Raw genomic sequence first — 20,115 nt, 5'->3', positions numbered from 1 at the left:
CATGCTTCAGGAATAAGTATTGATGGCTTCAGCGAATTTGTATGGCGCTTTGTGCGCTCTTTTTACAGGTAAAAGGCCGGGCGGCTGCACCTTACCCGGCCTGCATCAGGGGCTTTTACATTATTTCAGACATGCCGAGCACTGCCCGGCCTGGATTTGCTGGAAGAAGTCGTTGCCTTTGTCATCCACCAGGATAAACGCCGGGAAATCTTCAACCTCAATTTTCCAGATAGCTTCCATGCCGAGTTCCGGGTACTCGACACACTCCAGATGCCGGATGCTGTTCTGCGCCAGCACTGCCGCCGGGCCGCCAATGCTCCCGAGATAAAAACCGCCATGTTTCTTACAGGCGTCCGTCACCTGCTGGCTGCGGTTGCCTTTGGCGAGCATGATCATGCTGCCGCCATTGGCCTGAAGCAGATCCACGTAGGAGTCCATGCGTCCGGCCGTCGTCGGGCCGAGCGAGCCGGAGGCGTACCCTTCCGGGGTTTTGGCCGGGCCTGCGTAGTAGATCGGGTGATCTTTCACGTACTGCGGCAGCCCTGCGCCGCTGTCGATGCGCTCTTTCAGTTTCGCATGGGCGATATCGCGCGCCACAATGATAGTGCCGGAGAGCGACAGCCGCGTGGAGACCGGATACTGCGACAGTTGCGCGAGGATTTCGCCCATCGGACGGTTGAGATCGACGCGCACCGCTTCGCCCTCGCCTGCGCGACGCAGCGCTTCGGGAATGTATTTGCCGGGGTTGCTTTCGAGCTTCTCGATCCAGATACCGTCGCGGTTGATTTTGGCTTTGATATTGCGGTCTGCCGAACAGGAGACGCCCATCCCCACCGGACAGGACGCGCCGTGGCGCGGCAGGCGGATAACACGGATATCGTGCGCGAAATATTTACCGCCGAACTGCGCGCCAAGGCCTAAATTGCGCGCCTCCTGCAGCAGCTCTTCTTCCAGCTGAACATCGCGGAACGCCTGGCCGTGTTCGTTACCTTCGGTCGGCAGGCCGTCGTAATATTTGGTCGAGGCGAGTTTAACGGTTTTCAGCGTCGCTTCCGCCGACGTGCCGCCAATCACAAACGCCACGTGGTATGGCGGGCAGGCCGCGGTGCCGAGCGTGCGCATTTTCTCCACCAGATACGCTTTGAGCTTGCCGGGCGTGAGCAGCGCTTTGGTTTCCTGGTACAAGTAGGTTTTGTTCGCGGAGCCGCCGCCTTTGGCGATACACAGGAACTTATACTCATCGCCATCAACGCTGTAGAGATCGATCTGCGCCGGCAGGTTGGTGCCGGTGTTAACCTCTTTGTACATATCGAGCGCCGCGTTTTGCGAATAGCGCAGGTTATCCTGAGTGTAGGTCTCGTAGACGCCCTGCGCCAGCGCGGCTTCATCGCCGCCGCCGGTCCAGACGCGCTGGCCTTTTTTGCCCATGATGATGGCGGTGCCGGTGTCCTGGCAGGTCGGCAGAATGCCTTTGGCGGCAATCTCCGAGTTGCGCAGGAATTGCAGCGCGACATATTTGTCGTTTTCGCTGGCTTCCGGGTCGCTCAGGATATCCGCCACCTGCTGCTGATGCGCCGGGCGCAGCATAAACGAGGCGTCGTGGAAGGCGTGGCGGGCCAGCAGGGTCAGCGCCTGCGGCTCGACTTTCAGGATTTCCTGACCTTCAAATTCGGAAACGGAGACGTGATCGCGGGTTAACAGGTAATACTCGGTCTCGTCCTTTTTCAGTGGAAAAGGCTCTTGCCAGAAGAAGGGTTTGCCAGACATTGCACTCTCACTTACAGCTACAGTTAAGAAATTTGTCGTTCCGCCACTGAGTCCGTGTGCGGCATGAAAAAGCGAGTCGCTACATCGTACACAATTTTTTAACAAAAACTGAGACTAAACCGACTTTTTACCCAGCCGGGTTACTTCGGGGCACTTTATTGGTTTAATACCGAAAAGTGTTTTCCTTCGAATACAGGGACTGATCATGCAGAAACTCATTAACTCGGTGCAAAACTACGCCTGGGGCAGCAAAACGGCGTTAACGGAACTCTATGGCGTGGCGAACCCGGAAGGCCTGCCAATGGCGGAGCTGTGGATGGGCGCTCACCCGAAAAGCAGCTCGAAAATTCAGGATGCGCAGGGCCAGACCCGCGCCCTTCGCGAGGTGATCGACGCGGATAAAACCGCCCTGCTCGGCGCGCCGGTGGCGGAGCGCTTCGGCGAGCTGCCATTCCTGTTTAAAGTGCTGTGTGCCGACCAGCCGCTCTCCATTCAGGTACACCCGAACAAGCAGGCGTCTGAAGAAGGCTTTGCGCGTGAAAACGCGGCGGGCATTCCGCTCAGCGCCGCCGAGCGCAACTATAAAGACCCGAACCACAAGCCGGAGCTGGTTTTTGCACTAACGCCGTTCCTCGCCATGAACGCGTTTCGTGAGTTCTCTGAGATTGTCTCGCTGCTGCAACCGGTTGCGGGCGCGCATACCGCTATCGCGCATTTCCTCGCCGAGCCAAATGCCGACCGCCTGCGTGAGCTTTTCGCCGGGCTGCTGAATATGCAGGGCGAGGAGAAATCCCGCGCGCTGGCGGTGCTGAAAGCGACCGTCGCAAGCCAGCAGGGCGAGCCGTGGGAGACCATTCGGTTTATCGCGCAGTTCTACCCGGACGACAGCGGCCTCTTCTCCCCGCTGCTGCTGAACGTGGTGAAACTGAACCCCGGCGAGGCGATGTTCCTGTTTGCCGAAACGCCGCACGCCTATTTGCAGGGCGTGGCGCTGGAAGTCATGGCCAACTCCGACAACGTGCTGCGCGCGGGCCTCACGCCGAAATATATCGATATTCCTGAGCTGGTCGCCAACGTGAAGTTTGTCGCCAAACCGACGGGCGAACTGCTGACGCAGCCGGTGAAGCAGGAAAGCGCGCTGGAGTTCCCGATTCCGGTCGAGGATTTCGCCTTCTCGCTGCACGACCTCCATTCGCAGCCGCAAAGCCTCGCGCAGGAGAGCGCCGCGATCCTGTTCTGCGTTGAGGGCGAAGCGGTGCTGAGCAAAGGGGACGAGCGCTTGACCTTAAAACCGGGCGAATCAGCCTTCGTCGCGGCCAGTGAATCGCCGGTCAGCGCAAGCGGCGTGGGCCGTCTCGCGCGCGTCTATAATAAGCTCAACTAAGTTACTGATCTTTTAAGCAAGGATTGCTAAGCTTGGTAACATCTTTACCAGTCATGCCAGACGGACCGCCGTCTGGCTTCGTTTTAAGGGAACTGAACTATGAAAAAATCACTGGTTGCCGTGGGCGTGATTGTCGCTCTCGGGGTCGTCTGGACAGGTGGTGCGTGGTACACCGGTAAGCAGTTTGAAAAACATGTCGGCGACATGGTGGCAGAAGCCAACGCGCAGCTTAAGCGCAACGCGCCGCAGGCGGGGCTTGAGCTGAGCTACCAGGATTACCAGCGCGGCCTGTTCAGCAGCCATCTGCAACTGGTGGTGAAACCGGCGGCGGGTCAGCAGGAAGCGCTGCTGAAGCCTGGTCAGAGCGTCGTACTGGAGCAGGTCGTAAGCCACGGCCCTTTCCCGCTCGCCGATCTGAAAAAACTGAATATTCTGCCGGCAATGGCGTCTGTGCACACCACGCTTGTGAACAATGACACCACCAAAGCGCTGTTCGATATGGCGAAAGGCAAATCGTTTGCCGATGTGCAGACCCGCATCGGCTACGGCGGCGCGACCTCCAGCGATATTCAGCTCCAGCCGCTCAATTACGAAGCCGCGGACGAAAAAGTTTCCTTTAGCGGCGGCGAATTCCAGCTTGATGCGGACAAAGACGGCAACGACGTGAGCCTGAAAGGCGAAGCGTCCAGCGGCCTGGTGAGCGCGGTGAATGAGTATGGTCAGCATGTGCAGTTGACTTTCAACGGCCTGAAAGCTGACGGCAACACCAAAATGACAAGCTTTAACGAGCGCGTCGGCGAGCAAAAACTGGATCTTGAAAAACTGGCGATTGCCATTGAAGGTCAGGAAATGGCGCTGCTGGAAGGCATTAGCCTGAACGGCAAATCCGACGTGGCGAAAGATGGCAAGAGCATCGACAGCCAGATGGATTACGTCATGAACAGCCTGAAAGTGCAGAATCAGGATCTGGGCAGCGGCAAGATGACGCTGAAAATCGGCAACATCGACGGCCAGGCGTGGCATCAGTTCAGCCAGCAGTATAACGAGCGCAGCCGCGCGCTGATGGCGCAGCCGGGCATTATGGATAATCCGGAGCAGTATCAGCAGCAGGCGACCGAAATCCTGCTCTCTTCCCTGCCGCTGCTGCTGAAAGGCAACCCGGTTATTACTATCGCGCCGCTGAGCTGGAAAAACGCTAAAGGCGAAAGCACCTTTAACCTGTCGCTGTTCCTGAAAGATCCGGGCCAGGCACCGGTGAGCGCGACCCAGGCCGCGCCTGCCGAACAGCTCGATCGCGTGGTGAAAAGCCTCGACAGCAAGCTGGTTATCCCGGTAGATATGGCGACCGAGATGATGACGCAGGTGGCAAAACTGGAAGGCTACCAGCAGGCCGATGCCGAGAAGCTGGCGAGCCAGCAGGTGAAAGGCCTTGCGGCGATGGGCCAGATGTTCCGTATCACCACGATGCAGGACAACAGCATCGTTACCAGCCTGCAGTACGCTAACGGCCAGGTGAATCTGAACGGGCAGAAAATGCCGCTCGCGGAATTTGTCGGCATGTTCGGCCTGCCGGGCATCACCGCGCCAGAGCCACAGACGATGCCAGCGCCGGGTGTGACGCCGCCAGTCGCGCCGCAGCAGTAAAAACGAAAACGGCCTCTCAGGAGGCCGTTTTATATTGCACGTTTCAGCGCCGCGCCACCAGCCGCGGGCCGAGGATCAGGCTGCCGGTGGATTCATCGCCGTGCTGAATACGCTGCATCATGCGCTCGGCCACGCAGTGCCCCATTTCACGCGCAGGCGTCGTTACCCAGGTCAGGGGCACGTCATCGAGTCTCGCCTCCGGCACTTCCGCGAATGCCGCCAGCGTCACGCTGTTCTCAAAATAGCTCTCATAACCCCCTTCGCCACTCTGCCGCCCGGCACGCATCAGGCCGAACCATGCGCCCATCGCCACGGTACTGTTATGGCACAACACGGCGGTAATGGTCGGGTTAACGCGCAGCAGTTCGTTAATGGCCTCCGCCGCCTGTTTCTGCCCGGCCGGACACTCAACAATCCACTCGCTGTGAAACGGCAGGCCGTACTGTAAAAGCGTGGCGCAGTAGCCGCCGAGCCGTTCGGCGCGGGTCAGCGACGAGCTCGCCCCGCCAAGCCAGGCGATACGCTGATGGCCGCGATGAATGAGATGCTCGGTCACCAGCCGCGCCGCCTGCTGGTTGTCCGGGCGAACCGTGTCCACTTCATCGTGATGGCTGGCGCGTGAGGCGAAAAGCAGCGGTATATTGCGCGCGCGGGCCTGCGCCTGCCACGCGGTGACCTGCCCCGTGCCGCCAGCCACCACCACGCCGTCAACGCCTTGGTCGAGCAGCGTATCGAAACAGCGCTGCATTTGGGCTTCATCACGCCCGCCCTGGAGCAGAAAAAGCATTCGCCCCTGCGCTTCCAGCGCCTCGGAGAGGCCCGCGGTGAGCTCGGCGTAAAACGGCGTGGTGAGATCGCGCACGATAAGCCCAATCACCCCGCTTGGCCCGCCGCGCAGCGCCGACGCCTGCCGGTTACGCACAAATCCTAACTGCTCAATGGCCTCGTTCACCCGCTGGCCGGTGGCGCTGGAGATCCGTCCCTTACCGCTCAGCACCAACGAAACGGTAGCGACCGACACCCCCGCCGCCTGTGCGACATCATTAATAGTGATTCTTTTCGCCTGACTCATTGGCTACGCTTTTTGCTCCACAAGTGGCAGATAAAACCTTTTACCTGTCCTTCTATTATAACTGCGAGGCCTGGGTAATGTTCTGTGATTCACCGCGCATTAAACTTTGATAAAACGTTTTATCTTGCAATCCTTCGTTCAGGGGCTGGGATCATTTAATGCGAGGTGTCGTTTATGACGGCGAATACGGGTCAAAAAAATACGCTTTGGGGATTTATGCAGCAGCTCGGCAAGACGTTTATGTTGCCGGTGGCGCTGCTGTCGTTTTGCGGCATTCTGATGGGCATTGGCAGTTCGCTCAGCAGTCATGACGTCATCACGCTGATGCCGTTACTCGGTAATAGCGTGTTACAGCTCATCTTTACGTGGATGAGCAAAATGGGCTCTTTCGCCTTCAGTTTTCTGCCGGTGATGTTCTGTATCGCGATTCCGCTGGGGCTGGCGCGTGAAAACAAAGGTGTTGCGGCGTTTGCCGGTTTCGTCGGCTACGCGGTAATGAACCTGGCGGTTAACTTCTGGCTCACCGCCAAAGGCATTCTGCCGACGCAGGACGCGGCGATGCTGAAAGCCAACAACGTCCAGTCGGTGCTCGGCATTCAGTCTATCGATACCGGCATTCTGGGCGCGGTGATCGCAGGCGTGATCATCTGGCTTTTGCATGAGCGCTTTCATAAAGTGCGGCTGCCGGACGCGCTGGCGTTTTTCGGCGGTACCCGTTTTGTCCCTATCGTTACCACCGTGGTGATGGGCCTGGTCGGGCTGACGATTCCGCTCATCTGGCCGTTCTTCGCCAAAGGCATTAATGCGCTGGGCTGGCTGATTAACAGCACCGGCAGCTTCGCGCCGATGATTTTCGGCACCGGCGAGCGCCTGCTGCTGCCGTTCGGCCTGCAACATATTCTGGTGGCGCTGATCCGCTTTACCGAGGCGGGCGGCACGATGGATGTCTGCGGGCACAGCGTCTCCGGCGCGCTGACCATCTTCCAGGCGCAGCTTAACTGCCCTACCTCGCACGGCTTTGCCGAAAGCGCCACCCGCTTCCTGTCTCAGGGGAAAATGCCGGCGTTTCTGGGCGGCTTGCCGGGTGCAGCGCTTGCCATGTACCACTGCGCAAAACCAGAGAATCGTCATAAGATCAAAGGGCTGCTGATTTCTGGTGTGATCGCCTGCGTGGTGGGCGGCACCACCGAACCGCTGGAGTTTCTGTTCCTGTTTGTGGCACCTGCGCTCTATCTCATCCATGCGCTGCTGACCGGGCTCGGCTTTACCATGATGGCGCTGCTTGGCGTGACCATTGGCAACACCGACGGCAATATTATCGATTTTGTGGTTTTCGGCGTACTGCACGGGCTTTCCACCAAATGGTACTGGGTGCCGGTCGTGGCAGGCGTCTGGTTCGTGGTCTATTACGCTATTTTCCGCTTCGCTATCGCCCGCTTTAACCTGAAAACGCCGGGCCGTGAGGCCGAAACCGCGACCGTGAATGTCGCGCCTTCAGGCCACATGGGCAAATCTGGCTATGACGTCCCGGCCATTTTACAGGCGCTCGGCGGCGCGGAGAATATTACGTCGCTCGATAACTGCATTACCCGCCTGCGTCTTTCGGTAAAAGATATGTCGCGGGTGGACAGCGCCGCACTCAAGGCGAACCGCGCCATCGGCGTGGTGCAACTGAACCAGCACAACTTGCAGGTGGTGATCGGCCCGCAGGTGCAGTCGGTCAAAGATGAAATGGACAGCCTGATGCAGACCGTGCAGGCGTAAACCAGGAGGCGACATGTTCTATTTTTCACAGGCCGTGGATCGCCGCGGCACCTGGTGCACCCAGTGGGATTACGTGGCCGACCGATTTGGCGTGGACAATCTCCTGCCCTTTACCATTTCCGATATGGACTTCCCGACCGCGCCCTGCGTGCTGGAGGCCATATCAGCGCGGCTGGCTCACGGCGTGCTCGGCTACAGCCGCTGGCAGAACCCGGAGTTTACCGGCGCGATTGCCCACTGGTACGCCACGCGTTTCGGCTGTGACATTCCGCGCGAGGCGCTGGTCTACGGGCCATCGGTGATTTACATGGTGTCGCAGCTGATCCGCCAGTGGTCCGCGCCCGGTGACGAGGTACTCATCCACACACCCGCCTATGACGCGTTCTGGAAAACCATCGAGGGCAACGGGCGCCGGGTGCTTGGCGCGCCACTGACGCATACCGCGAAAGGCTGGCAGTGTGACATGACCGCGCTGGAGGCGCTTCTGGCACGCCCTGAATGCAAAATCATGCTGCTGTGCAGCCCGCATAACCCGACCGGCAAAGTGTGGCGACGAGACGAGCTGGAAACCATGGCGGCGCTCTGCGCGCGTCACGGCGTGCGGGTGGTGAGCGACGAAATTCATATGGATATGGTCTGGAGCGTTCATCCGCATATACCGTGGTGCGAGGTCGGCCAGGGGCGCTGGGCGCTGTTCTCGTCGGCTTCAAAGAGCTTCAACATTCCGGCTCTGACCGGGGCCTGGGGGCTTATCTCACAGGCTGAAGACCGTGAGACGTATCTTCAGGCGCTGAAAGGCCGCGACGGTCTCTCGTCACCTGCCGTGTTATCGCTGGTCGCGCATATCGCGGCTTACCGCGACGGCGCGCCCTGGCTTGATGCGCTGCGCGGTTACTTACAGGAGAACCTGCGTTTTGTGGCGGAGCAGCTCAATGGCGCGTTTGCGCAACTTAACTGGCAACCGCCCGAGGCGACTTATCTGGCCTGGATCGATTTACGGCCTCTGGGGCTTGATGACGAGGCGCTACAAAAGGCGCTGATTGAGCGCGGGAAGGTCGCGATTATGCCCGGATACACCTACGGAGAAGAAGGTCGCGGCTTCCTGCGGCTGAATGTCGGCTGTCCGCGCAGCAAACTGGAGCAAGGTGTGGAGCGGCTAATTTGCGCAATTCGTTCACTTTAAGTGCAAAAGGGGCCGTTGCGGCCCCTCTTTTGTTGCGCAACGTAGCATTCTGGCGGCAATTATTTTTATAATGGTATGCACTTTATTCTAAAAAAGAGTGCCATCATGATTGATACCCGCCTTCCCCTTACCGACCTTCATCGCCATCTTGACGGCAACATCCGTGCGCAAACGATTCTCGACCTGGGCCGCCAGTTTAATCTCGCCCTGCCCGCCGATACGCTGGAGACGCTGCGCCCGCACGTGCAGATAACCAAAAATGAACCGGATCTGGTGAGCTTTCTCGCCAAACTCGACTGGGGTGTAAAGGTGCTCGGCTCGCTGGAAGCCTGCCGCCGCGTGGCGTATGAAAATATGGAAGATGCCGCGCGCAACGGCCTGCATTATGTGGAACTGCGTTTCTCGCCGGGCTATATGGCGATGACGCACAACCTGCCGATAGCCGGCGTAGTGGAAGCCGTGATTGACGGCGTGCGTCAGGGCAGCCGCGACTACGGCGTTGACGCTCGTCTTATCGGCATTCTGAGCCGCACCTTCGGTGAAGAGGCGTGCGTGGCGGAGCTGGACGGCCTGCTGGCGCATCGCGACCATATCACCGCGCTGGATCTGGCGGGCGATGAACTGGGCTTCCCCGGCAGCCTGTTCCTGAACCACTTCAACCGTGGGCGTGACGCGGGCTGGCATATCACCGTTCACGCTGGTGAAGCCGCTGGCCCGGAGAGCATCTGGCAGGCGATTCGCGAACTGGGTGCCGAGCGTATCGGTCACGGTGTAAAAGCGGTGGAAGATCCGGCGCTGATGGATTTCCTGGCCGAACAGGGTATCGGGATTGAATCGTGCCTGACCTCCAATATCCAGACCAGCACAGTGGCCTCACTGGCGCATCACCCGCTGAAGACATTCCTGGAGCACAATATTCTCGCCACAATTAATACCGACGATCCTGGCGTGCAGGGCGTCGATATTCGTCATGAGTATGAGGTTGCGGCACCGGCTGCCGGGCTGAGTGCGGCGCAGATCCGCACCGCACAAGAGAACGGCCTGAAAATCGCGTTCCTGACGGACGCCGAAAAACAGGCGCTGGTAGCGAAAGTCAGCGCGGCGTAAACCGCGCCGCCAGGTCAGGAGGCAGAGGCCTTCTGGCCTGTTTTCTCTTCACTGCGTCTCGCATAGCGCTGCGCCATCACCGCACAGACCATCAGCTGGATCTGATGGAAAATCATCAGCGGCAGCACCATGATCCCCACCTGGCTTGCCGGAAACAGCACGTTCGCCATCGGCACACCGTTTGCAAGGCTTTTCTTGGAGCCGCAGAAAACGATGGTTATCTCATCCTCTTTATTAAAACCGAGCAGGCGCGACATCCAGACGTTAACCACCAGCACAATCGTCAGCAGCACCAGCGACACAACGACAACCGCCAGCAGCGCCAGACCCGTCACCTGATGCCAGATGCCCTCTACCACGGCCTCGCTGAAGGCGACATAAACCACCAGCAGAATCGATGAACGGTCCGTCATATTGATAAGCTTTTTATGCCTGTCGACCCAGCGGCCAATGAGCGGACGCGACAGATGCCCCACCACAAACGGCACCATCAGTTGCAGAATGATTTTCCCGATAGCTTCAAGCGTATCGGTCTCGCCCTGCTGGGCCTGCATCATGACGCCCACCAGTACCGGTGAGAGGAAAATCCCAAGAATGCTTGACGCCGACGCGCTGCACACCGCCGCCGCGACGTTGCCGCGCGCAACGGAGGTAAACGCAATGGCGGACTGTACCGTCGCAGGCAGCGCGCAAAGATAGAGGAAACCCATATAGAGCGATGGCGGCAGCACGCTGTGCGGGATGAACTTCATCGCCAGGCCAATGAGTGGAAAGAGTACGAACGTACTGAGAAAGACCATCAAATGCAGCCGCCAGTGCCCCATTCCGGCCAGAATCGCCTCGCGGGAAAGCTTTGCGCCATGCATAAAAAACAGCAGCGCGATGGCCGCCGTAGTGAGGTATTCAAATACCGTTTTGACACGCCCTTCGCAGGGAAACAGCGAGGCGACAATCACGACGCCAATCATAATCAGTAAAAATGTGTCAATTTTCAGGCGCTTCAGCCAGTTCATTGTCAGTTCCTTGTCATGTTGCAGGTTAATCTACTTTGCAACAAAAAGCCGATCCTGGCGAGTTATGCGGGTGAAACCGCGCGCCTGAGTGACGCGCCGTTTAAAATGGAAGAGGAATTGCCCCGGCGAGGGTACGCCGGAGCGTAAGCCTTAACTGCGCAGACAAACCGCGGCGCGGCGTTTCGCGGATTCAATCCCCGCTTCAATTAGCTCCATCACGACGATGGCCTGACTTGCCGGCACCGGGTTTTCACCTTCGCCGCGGATAGCGCTGCGCACGGCAGCGTAATAAGCCGGATAGTTACCCGGCACCGTCAGCAGCGTCTGTTCATCAAGCATCTCGCCGCGAGCCACCGTTAATACGCCGTCGCGCATGTCGTAACCCCAGTTTTCCTGCGGCGGACGCGTACCCGATTTCAGGCTTTCCTCCTGAGGATCAAGGCCAAACTTGACGTAGCTGCCGCGAGTGCCGTGTACGATATAACGCGCGGACTCCGCTGCCGCCAGCATCGTACCGTGCAGCACAACGCGCCGCTCCGGGTACGCCAGCACGGCGTGGAAATAGTCCGTTGCCTGCGCGCTCGGGCGCAACTCCGCGAGATCGACGTTGATACTGACCGGCAGCCCGAAAAGCTGCACCGCCTGATCCAGCAGATGCGGTGCCAGATCGTACCAGATGCCGCTGCCTGGCCCGGCCTGTTCGCGCCAGCGGTCACGCACCTGAGGGCGGAAGCGGTCAAAATGGGATTCGAAATAAGCGACTTCGCCAATTTGCCCTTCGGCGATAATCTGTTTGAGCGTCAGAAAATCGCTGTCCCAGCGGCGGTTATGAAACACCGACAGCACCAGCCCGGCGCTTTTTGCCAGCGTTTCCAGCTCACGTGCCTGCGACAGCGTGACCGTGAAAGGTTTATCCACCACCACATGTTTCCCGGCTTCCAGCGCCGCTTTCGCGAGCGGGAAGTGGGTATCATTCGGCGTGGGAATGACAATCAGATCAAGATGCGGATCGTTGAACAGCTGTTTTGGGTCCGACACGACCGGCATTCCCGGCCAGTCGGCGTGGACTTTCCCCGCGTCGCTGCTGGAGATGACGGCAAGCTCCATCCCCGGCGTACCTGCGATAAGCGGCGCGTGAAAGGTTTTACTGGCGTAGCCGTAGCCGATTAATCCCACCCGGACGTTATCGTTCATGTTCATTCCTCTGCTGAGTTAACCCCTGTATTTGACACCATTCGCAACGCCGCCTCAACGCTTTCATAACCAAACGAAAATAAACGGCTTATTTCAGAATTTTCATCATTTGCTGCCTCGCGCCAGAATCTTTCTGGCGAAACCGCGCAGGCATTTCCTTCTTTGCTGTTCAATAGCGTCTGACTCACGATGCATCGTGAGCAATTTATTGTTTTGATGAAATAAGCAACACGACTTAAAAGAAATAGCGTGGTGTTTATCGCGTCAATAATGCTATGGCCTGAAGGAAGAATAAAACCGGAACGCGCAAGAGAACGTAGATAAAACACCTGGAAATAGCAGGTGTACCGCCAGGAAACGCGCGACAACCAGAGTGACAGTGCCTGAATCCGGTTTACATATTGTCGTAAAAAGGCCGCCCGGAGGCACAAACAGGATATTGCCAGCTTCCGTGAAGCGCGTTACTCTTTCTCTCCCGAAAGCCGGGCCTGCGTTAATTCTCAAGGAAAACTCTTAAATGTTATTCAGGCTTTTATTAAACCTGCATAATGCCATTTTTGCGTTTATTCTTTACCCGGCCCGCCTCTTCTGGCGAAATCTCATTATTATTTTATTGCGCGGATAACGATTAACATGACCGTTCAGGACTATTTATTAAAGTTTCGTAAAATCAGTACGCTTGAAAGTCTGGAAAAATTGTTCGATCACCTTAATTACACCCTTACGGATAATCAGGAAATTATCAATATGTATCGCGCCGCGGATCACCGCCGTGCCGAACTGGTGTCCGGTGGACGTCTGTTCGATCTGGGTCAGGTGCCGAAAACCGTCTGGCGTTACGTGCAGTAAGGCGTAAAGGTAGCAATCAGACAGAAAATCTTTATAATCTTTGCGCTGTAATTATTCTTTAGCCATTTGTTGAATTTATATCCCGGGAGGTTATATGACCGACGCGTCCCCGATGCGTATCGGAGGCTGGTTGCTCGCCCCTCTCGCCTGGTTATTGATGTCGTTACTCAGCACCACGCTTGCCGTCGCGCTCTATGTGATGGGGCTTGCCTCCCCGCAAGTCCATCAGGCGCTCAGCGCGCAAGGCACTACGCAAGTGCTTTTCTGGTATGGCTCGATGCTGTGCGCCATGGCGATGTGGGGCTATACGCTCTGGCTGACCGTCGCCTTTTTCAAATGCCGTCAGGGTGTGCCGCGCCACTATATTATCTGGCTGCTGCTGACCGTCCTGCTGGCGATAAAATCTTTTGCGTTCTCGCCGGTGAGCGACGCGCTGGCGGTGCGTCAGTTGCTGTTCCCGCTACTGGCCGCCGCACTGCTGGTGCCCTATTTCAAGCGCTCTGCGCGCGTGAAGCAGACGTTTGTCCGGGCAAAATAACCTTACAGATTCTCCGTTGTCGCCCTTTGTCGTATGTCCGATAATGAGCGGCTTTTTTCGTTTCAGGTCGAATAATGACTGATTATTTACTGTTGTTTGTTGGAACGGTGCTGGTCAACAACTTCGTGCTGGTGAAGTTTCTCGGCCTGTGTCCGTTTATGGGTGTTTCCAAAAAACTGGAATCCGCGATTGGCATGGGAATGGCGACCACGTTCGTGATGACCCTTGCGACCATTTTTTCATGGATTATCGATCATCTGATTCTGGTGCCGCTTGAGCTGGTCTACCTGCGTACGATGGCGTTTATTCTGGTTATCGCGGTCGTGGTGCAGTTCACCGAAATGGTGGTGCGCAAAACCAGCCCGGCGCTTTATCGCCTGCTCGGTATTTATCTGCCGCTGATTACCACAAACTGCGCCGTGCTGGGTGTTGCGCTGCTTAGCATCAATCTTAACCACACCTTTATGCAGTCGGCGCTGTATGGTTTCTCCGCCGCGGTCGGCTTCTCGCTGGTGATGGTGCTGTTCGCCGCCATTCGCGAGCGTCTGGTTGTGGCCGACGTGCCGCTGCCGTTTCGCGGCAACGCCATCGCGCTGGTCACCGCGGGCCTGATGTCTCTGGCCTTTATGGGCTTTAGCGGACTGGTGAAGTTCTGATGGAAATGATTGTTATCGCGGTTGTCGCGCTGACGCTGCTGGCCCTGCTTTTCGGCATGCTGCTGGGCTATGCCTCGCGCCGTTTCGCCGCAGAAGAAGATCCGGTGGTCGATCAGGTCGATGAACTGCTGCCGCAGAGCCAGTGTGGCCAGTGCGGCTATCCGGGTTGCCGCCCGTATGCCGAGGCGGTCGCTAACAACGGCGAGCAGATCAACCGCTGCGTGCCTGGCGGCGAGCCGGTGATGCAGAAAATCGCCACGCTACTTAACGTCGAGCCGCAGCCGCTGGACGGCGACGCCGCCATGGCCGAGCCGGTGCGTATGCTGGCCGTGATCGACGAGCCGAACTGCATCGGCTGCACCAAATGTATTCAGGCCTGTCCGGTGGACGCTATCGTCGGTGCCACCCGCGCCATGCACACCGTGATGAGCGACCTCTGCACCGGTTGTAATCTCTGTGTAGACCCCTGCCCGACGCAGTGCATAGAACTGCGCCCGGCCGCCACCACGACGGATAACTGGAAATGGGATCTCAACACCATTCCGGTGCGTAACATTCCTGTGGAACAACATGCTTAAGTTATTTTCTGCGTTCAGAAAAGAGAAAGTCTGGGATTTCAACGGCGGCATTCATCCGCCGGAGATGAAAACCCAGTCTAACGGCACCCCGCTGCGCCAGTTGCCGCTGCCGGGCCGTTTTATTATTCCGCTCAAACAGCATATCGGCAGCGAAGGCGAGATCTGCGTAGCGCCAGGCGATAAAGTCCTGCGCGGCCAGCCGCTCACCGTTGGCCGTGGCCGGATGCTGCCGGTACATGCGCCCACCTCAGGCACCGTAACGGCGATTATGCCGCACCCGACGGCGCATCCTTCCGCCCTGCCGGAACTCTCCGTGATTATCGACGCCGATGGCGAAGACAGGTGGATTGCTCGCGACGGCTGGAGCGACTACCAGTGCCGCAGCCGCGAAGCGCTGATTGAACGTATTCATCAGTTTGGCGTGGCGGGCCTCGGTGGCGCCGGGTTCCCGACCGGCACCAAGCTTCAGGGCGGCGGCGATAAAATCGAAACGCTGATTATCAACGCCGCGGAGTGCGAGCCCTATATCACCGCTGACGATCGCCTGATGCAAGATTGCGCCGCGCAGATTATCGACGGTGTGCGCATCCTTGCCCATATTCTTCAGCCGCGCGAAGTGCTGATCGGCATTGAGGACAATAAGCCGCAGGCGATCTCAATGATGCGCGCCGTGCTGCACGGCGAGCATAAAATTCGCCTGCGCGTGATCCCGACCAAATACCCGTCGGGCGGCGCTAAGCAGCTCACCCAGATCCTGACCGGCAAACAGGTGCCGCATGGGGGTCGTTCTTCTGATATCGGCGTGCTGATGCAGAACGTAGGTACCGCTTTTGCCGTCAAGCGCGCGATTATCGATGGCGAGCCGCTGACTGAACGCGTAGTGACGCTGACAGGCGAAGCCGTCGGCCGTCCGGGTAACGTCTGGGCGCGTATCGGTACGCCGGTGCGCCACCTGCTGGAACACGCCGGGTTTATCCCGACCAGCGAACAGCTGGTTATCATGGGCGGCCCGCTGATGGGCTTCACCCTGCCCGGCCTCGACGTGCCGGTGGTGAAAATCACTAACTGCCTGCTGGCGCCTTCCGCCACTGAAATGGGCGCGCCGCAGGAAGAGCAGCACTGCATCCGTTGCAGCGCCTGCGCCGACGCCTGCCCGGCCGACCTGCTGCCGCAGCAGCTTTACTGGTTCAGCGTCGGCCAGCAGCATGATAAAGCCACCGCCCACAATCTGGCGGACTGTATCGAATGCGGCGCGTGTGCGTATGTCTGCCCGAGCAATATTCCGCTGGTGCAATATTTCCGTCAGGAAAAAGCGGAAATCCGCGCTATCGCCGAAGAAGAAAAACGCGCCGCGGAAGCTAAAGCGCGCTTTGAAGCGCGCCAGGCCCGTCTCGAACGTGAAAAAGCCGCGCGCCTTGAGCGCCATAAAAAATCTGCCGTACAGCCTTCAGGCCAGGATCAGGACGCCATTCAGGCGGCGCTGGCACGTGTTCGCGAGAAGAAAGGCGATGATCAGCCGATCATAGTGGCCGCCGGGGCGACACCGGATAACAGCGCGGTGATTGCCGCCCGTGAAGCCCGTAAAGCGGAAGCCCGCGCACGTCAGGCGGAGAAAGTGCAGCAGGAAATGGCCGCGAACAGCTCCGTACCTGCACACGAAGCAACGGAACCGGAAATTGACGCCAGCGCGGAATCCGTCGACCCGCGCAAAGCCGCCGTCGAAGCCGCTATTGCCCGCGCCAAAGCCCGTAAAGCGGCGCAGGCCGGGGAAAACGCGACCGCAGACGAAAAACCCGCCGAACCAATCGACCCGCGTAAAGCCGCCGTCGAAGCCGCTATTGCCCGCGCTAAAGCCCGTAAAGCGGCGCAGGCCGGGGAAAACGCGACCGCAGACGAAAAACCCGCCGAACCAATCGACCCGCGTAAAGCCGCCGTCGAAGCCGCTATCGCCCGCGCCAAAGCGCGTAAAGCAGCGCAGGCCGGGGAAAACGCGACCGCAGACGAAAAACCTGCCGAACCGATCGACCCGCGCAAAGCCGCCGTAGAAGCCGCTATTGCCCGCGCCAAAGCGCGTAAAGCGGCGCAGGCCGGGGAAAACGCGACCGCAGACGAAAAACCTGCCGAGCCGGTCGACCCGCGCAAAGCCGCCGTCGAAGCCGCTATTGCCCGCGCCAAAGCGCGTAAAGCGGCGCAGGCCGGTGAGCGCGCGCAGGCGGCGAATGAAGAAAGTGAAGCGGACGATCCGCGCAAGGCTGCCGTTGCCGCCGCGATTGCCCGCGTGCAGGCGCGCAAGGCTGCCGAAAAGGTTGTTAACGAGGATTAAATGGTTTTCAGAATCGCGAGTTCCCCTTATACCCATAACCAGCGCCAGACGTCGCGTATCATGATGCTGGTGACGCTGGCCACCGTGCCGGGCATCGCCGTGCAGTGGTACTTTTTCGGCTACGGCAGCCTGGTGCAGATTCTGTTAGCCATCGTCAGCGCGCTTGCCAGTGAAGCGCTGGTCATACGCCTGCGCAAACTGCCGCTGAAAAGCCATCTTGGCGACAATTCCGCCCTGCTGACCGGCCTGCTGCTCGGCGTAAGCATTCCCCCGCTGGCCCCGTGGTGGATGGTCGTGCTCGGCACCGCTTTTGCGGTCATCATCGCCAAACAGCTTTATGGCGGGCTGGGTCACAACCCGTTTAACCCGGCGATGATTGGCTACGTGGTGTTGCTTATCTCATTCCCGGTACAGATGACCAACTGGCTGCCGCCTCAGCAGATCGCCGCTACCGCGCCAGATTTTCTCGACGCTTTACAGGTCATTTTCCACGGCGTCACTGCCAGTGGCGATACGATGTCGCAACTGCGTCTCGGCATTGATGGCGTGAGTCAGGCGACACCGCTTGATACCTTTAAGACCGGCCTGCATGCAGGTCATCCTGCCGGTGAACTGCTGGCACAGCCGATTTATGGCGGCGCGCTGGCGGGCCTCGGCTGGCAGTGGGTGAATCTCGCTTATCTGGCGGGCGGCCTGTTCCTGCTCGCGCGTGGCACCATCCGCTGGCATATCCCGGTGAGTTTTCTGGTGACGCTCGCGGTGTGCTCGACGCTCGGCTGGCTTATCGCGCCGGAGAAATTCCTGTCGCCGCTGATGCATCTGCTCTCGGGCGCAACGATGCTTGGCGCGTTCTTTATTCTTACCGACCCGGTCACGGCCTCTACCACGAACAAAGGGCGTCTGGTCTTCGGCGCGCTGGCGGGCCTGCTGGTGTGGCTGATTCGAAGCTTTGGCGGCTACCCGGACGGCGTGGCGTTTGCCGTGCTGCTGGCCAACATCACCGTGCCGCTCATCGATTACTACACCCGTCCGCGGGTTTATGGTCACCGATAAGGAGAGCCCATGCTTAAGACGATTCAGAAACATGGCGTGACGCTCGCCGTTTTCGCGGCCCTGACAACCGGGCTGACCGCGATGGTTAATGCGCTGACGAAGACCACCATCGAAGGCCAGGCGGCGCTACAGCAGAAACAGCTGTTCGATCAGGTGCTGCCGCCAGAGATGTATGACAATGATATTCAGCAAAGCTGCTATCTTGTCAGTGCGCCCGCGCTGGGGCGCGGCGAAAAACACCTATGGGTGGCGCGAAAAGGCGATACGCCGGTGGCGGTCGTGATGCAGGCAACCGCGCCGGATGGCTATTCCGGTGCGATACAGTTGCTCGTTGGTGCGGATTTCAAAGGCACCGTGCTCGGCACCCGCGTGACGGAGCATCACGAGACGCCAGGGCTTGGCGATAAAATAGAAACCCGCATCAGCGACTGGATAACCGGTTTTGCCGGCCAGGTTATCCATGGGCCGAATGATACTCGCTGGGCGGTGAAAAAAGATGGCGGCCAGTTCGATCAGTTTACTGGCGCGACGATTACGCCACGTGCGGTCGTCAACGCGGTTAAACGCGCGGGGCTGTACGCGCAGACGCTGGAGCCGCAGCTTTCCACCCTGCCTTCCTGTGGAGAAAACCCATGAATGACGTGAAATCGATTCTGGTTAACGGGTTATGGAAAAATAACTCAGCGCTGGTGCAGTTGCTCGGCATGTGTCCGCTGCTGGCTGTGACGTCCACGGCGACCAACGCGCTCGGCCTTGGCCTTGCGACCACGCTGGTACTGACGCTCACCAACGCCTCTATTTCCGCGTTTCGCCGCTGGATGCCGGGCGAGATCCGTATCCCCATTTACGTGATGATTATCGCAGCGGTAGTGGGCATCGTGCAGATGTTGATAAATGCCTATGCGTTCGGTCTGTATCAGTCGCTCGGCATTTTCATCCCGCTTATCGTGACGAACTGTATTGTGGTTGGCCGCGCGGAAGCGTTCGCGGCCAAAAACGGCCCGCTGCTCTCGGCGCTTGATGGTTTTGCGATTGGCCTGGGTGCCACCGGTGCGATGTTCGTGCTGGGCTCGCTGCGTGAAATCCTCGGCAACGGCACGCTGTTTGACGGCGCTGACGGCCTGCTCGGCAGCTGGGCGCGCGTGCTGCGCATCGAGGTGTTCCACACCGATACCCCCTTCCTGCTGGCGATGCTGCCGCCTGGCGCGTTTATCGGCCTCGGTATGATGCTGGCGGTAAAATACCTGATTGACGAGCGTATGAAACGCCGCGCCGCGAAGCCGGTTGTCGTGGAGGCCGCGGCGGAAAAAGCGTCATGAATCAGGCCAAACGCATCGAAATCCTTACCCGGCTTCGCGCTAACAATCCGCATCCGACAACCGAACTGCATTTCACCAGTCCGTTTGAGCTACTGATAGCCGTTCTGCTCTCGGCGCAGGCAACCGATGTGAGCGTGAATAAAGCCACAGCGAAGCTCTACCCCGTCGCCAATACGCCCGAAGCGATGCTGGCGCTCGGCGTGGATGGCGTGAAGGAGTACATCAAAACCATCGGGCTGTTTAACAGCAAAGCGGAAAATGTGATCAAGACCTGCCGTATTCTTCTTGAGAAACACGGCGGCGAAGTGCCTGAAGACCGCGCAGCGCTGGAAGCACTGCCCGGCGTCGGGCGTAAAACAGCCAATGTGGTGCTGAACACCGCGTTCGGCTGGCCGACTATCGCGGTTGACACCCATATTTTTCGCGTCAGCAATCGCACTAAATTCGCGCCAGGTAAGAATGTCGACGCGGTGGAAGAGAAGCTGTTAAAAGTGGTGCCAGCCGAGTTTAAAGTGGATTGCCATCACTGGCTTATTCTTCATGGGCGCTATACCTGCATCGCGCGTAAGCCGCGCTGCGGCTCCTGCATTATTGAAGATCTCTGCGAATACGCTGAAAAAGTGTACGATTAATTCACAACGCGGCGGATGTCACCTTTGTCACATCTGCCG

Annotated in this window: 19 protein-coding genes; 14 read left to right on the top strand and 5 right to left on the bottom strand. The window is 58.6% G+C overall.

Translation table 11 applies throughout. The annotated features are described in order from the left end of the window. Positions 1 to 120: 120 nt before the first annotated feature. Positions 121 to 1,767 carry a class I fumarate hydratase FumA gene (gene fumA, locus G9X48_RS04660; RefSeq protein ID WP_097641899.1) on the bottom strand — a complete coding sequence of 549 codons (1,647 nt, stop codon included), beginning with the start codon at positions 1,765 to 1,767 and terminating at the stop codon, positions 121 to 123. A 205-nt stretch (positions 1,768 to 1,972) separates the two neighbouring features. On the opposite strand from fumA, the gene manA reads away from it, so the two are divergent. Together manA and G9X48_RS04650 are read left to right on the top strand one after the other, a co-directional pair. Continuing rightward, on the top strand, positions 1,973 to 3,151 hold the full coding sequence (gene manA / locus G9X48_RS04655; RefSeq protein ID WP_097641898.1) for a mannose-6-phosphate isomerase: 1,179 nt from the start codon (positions 1,973 to 1,975) through the stop codon (positions 3,149 to 3,151). A 99-nt stretch (positions 3,152 to 3,250) separates the two neighbouring features. Next, positions 3,251 to 4,795, top strand: coding sequence for a YdgA family protein (locus G9X48_RS04650; protein ID WP_097641897.1), 1,545 nt, complete (start codon positions 3,251 to 3,253; stop codon positions 4,793 to 4,795). Between the two features lie 43 nt (positions 4,796 to 4,838). Here G9X48_RS04650 and G9X48_RS04645 read toward each other — a convergent pair whose 3' ends face one another. Next, positions 4,839 to 5,867 carry a Mal regulon transcriptional regulator MalI gene (locus tag G9X48_RS04645; protein WP_007890869.1) on the bottom strand — a complete coding sequence of 343 codons (1,029 nt, stop codon included), beginning with the start codon at positions 5,865 to 5,867 and terminating at the stop codon, positions 4,839 to 4,841. Positions 5,868 to 6,041: 174 nt separating this feature from the next. Here G9X48_RS04645 and malX point away from each other — a divergent pair, with 174 nt between their 5' ends. The 3 genes from malX (at position 6,042) to add (ending at position 9,921) form a co-directional block, all read left to right on the top strand. Beyond that, positions 6,042 to 7,631, top strand: a complete 1,590-nt coding sequence (gene malX, locus G9X48_RS04640; protein ID WP_097641896.1) for a maltose/glucose-specific PTS transporter subunit IIBC — start codon at positions 6,042 to 6,044, stop codon at positions 7,629 to 7,631. 13 nt (positions 7,632 to 7,644) lie between these two features. Beyond that, entirely contained in the window at positions 7,645 to 8,814 is a 1,170-nt protein-coding gene (locus G9X48_RS04635) for a MalY/PatB family protein (protein WP_097641895.1), read from the top strand. A gap of 105 nt (positions 8,815 to 8,919) precedes the next feature. Further along, the gene (gene add, locus G9X48_RS04630) at positions 8,920 to 9,921 is read left to right on the top strand and encodes an adenosine deaminase (RefSeq protein ID WP_004384907.1); all 1,002 of its coding nucleotides are present in this window, start codon (positions 8,920 to 8,922) and stop codon (positions 9,919 to 9,921) included. Between the two features lie 14 nt (positions 9,922 to 9,935). On the opposite strand, the gene G9X48_RS04625 is transcribed toward add, so the two are convergent. From G9X48_RS04625 to G9X48_RS04615, 3 genes are all read right to left on the bottom strand, one after another. Continuing rightward, positions 9,936 to 10,934, bottom strand: coding sequence for a bile acid:sodium symporter family protein (locus G9X48_RS04625; protein ID WP_097641894.1), 999 nt, complete (start codon positions 10,932 to 10,934; stop codon positions 9,936 to 9,938). 150 nt (positions 10,935 to 11,084) lie between these two features. After that, complete coding sequence (locus tag G9X48_RS04620; protein WP_032989648.1) at positions 11,085 to 12,128, bottom strand: oxidoreductase; 1,044 nt, start codon at positions 12,126 to 12,128, stop codon at positions 11,085 to 11,087. A 2-nt stretch (positions 12,129 to 12,130) separates the two neighbouring features. Further along, complete coding sequence (locus tag G9X48_RS04615; protein ID WP_124753024.1) at positions 12,131 to 12,316, bottom strand: hypothetical protein; 186 nt, start codon at positions 12,314 to 12,316, stop codon at positions 12,131 to 12,133. Positions 12,317 to 12,761: 445 nt separating this feature from the next. On the opposite strand from G9X48_RS04615, the gene ydgT reads away from it, so the two are divergent. The 9 genes from ydgT to nth all read left to right on the top strand — a co-directional run bounded on the left by ydgT (position 12,762) and on the right by nth (position 20,076). Continuing rightward, complete coding sequence (ydgT, locus tag G9X48_RS04610; RefSeq protein ID WP_004384910.1) at positions 12,762 to 12,977, top strand: transcription modulator YdgT; 216 nt, start codon at positions 12,762 to 12,764, stop codon at positions 12,975 to 12,977. A gap of 94 nt (positions 12,978 to 13,071) precedes the next feature. Continuing rightward, entirely contained in the window at positions 13,072 to 13,515 is a 444-nt protein-coding gene (locus G9X48_RS04605) for a DUF2569 domain-containing protein (protein ID WP_004384911.1), read from the top strand. 74 nt (positions 13,516 to 13,589) lie between these two features. After that, entirely contained in the window at positions 13,590 to 14,171 is a 582-nt protein-coding gene (rsxA, locus tag G9X48_RS04600) for an electron transport complex subunit RsxA (protein ID WP_004384912.1), read from the top strand. Then, on the top strand, positions 14,171 to 14,749 hold the full coding sequence (gene rsxB / locus G9X48_RS04595) for an electron transport complex subunit RsxB (protein WP_004384913.1): 579 nt from the start codon (positions 14,171 to 14,173) through the stop codon (positions 14,747 to 14,749). Before rsxA ends, rsxB begins: the two co-directional genes overlap by 1 nt. Beyond that, positions 14,742 to 17,072 carry an electron transport complex subunit RsxC gene (gene rsxC / locus G9X48_RS04590; RefSeq protein ID WP_087599901.1) on the top strand — a complete coding sequence of 777 codons (2,331 nt, stop codon included), beginning with the start codon at positions 14,742 to 14,744 and terminating at the stop codon, positions 17,070 to 17,072. The genes rsxB and rsxC overlap by 8 nt, the downstream gene beginning before the upstream one ends. Further along, entirely contained in the window at positions 17,073 to 18,125 is a 1,053-nt protein-coding gene (gene rsxD / locus G9X48_RS04585; RefSeq protein WP_097641970.1) for an electron transport complex subunit RsxD, read from the top strand. 9 nt (positions 18,126 to 18,134) lie between these two features. Further along, a complete protein-coding gene (gene rsxG, locus G9X48_RS04580; protein WP_097641969.1) occupies positions 18,135 to 18,761 on the top strand; it encodes an electron transport complex subunit RsxG in 627 nt (208 codons plus the stop codon). Then, entirely contained in the window at positions 18,758 to 19,444 is a 687-nt protein-coding gene (locus G9X48_RS04575) for an electron transport complex subunit E (RefSeq protein WP_166499914.1), read from the top strand. Before rsxG ends, G9X48_RS04575 begins: the two co-directional genes overlap by 4 nt. After that, entirely contained in the window at positions 19,441 to 20,076 is a 636-nt protein-coding gene (gene nth, locus G9X48_RS04570; protein ID WP_004386087.1) for an endonuclease III, read from the top strand. Before G9X48_RS04575 ends, nth begins: the two co-directional genes overlap by 4 nt. Positions 20,077 to 20,115 lie beyond the last annotated feature (39 nt).

The organism is Cronobacter sp. HA18006, assembly GCF_011605445.1.
Taxonomy (GTDB): domain Bacteria; phylum Pseudomonadota; class Gammaproteobacteria; order Enterobacterales; family Enterobacteriaceae; genus Cronobacter; species Cronobacter sakazakii.
The sequence above is the reverse complement of the archived record's forward strand: the minus strand, read 5'-3'. Positions and strand labels throughout refer to the sequence as shown.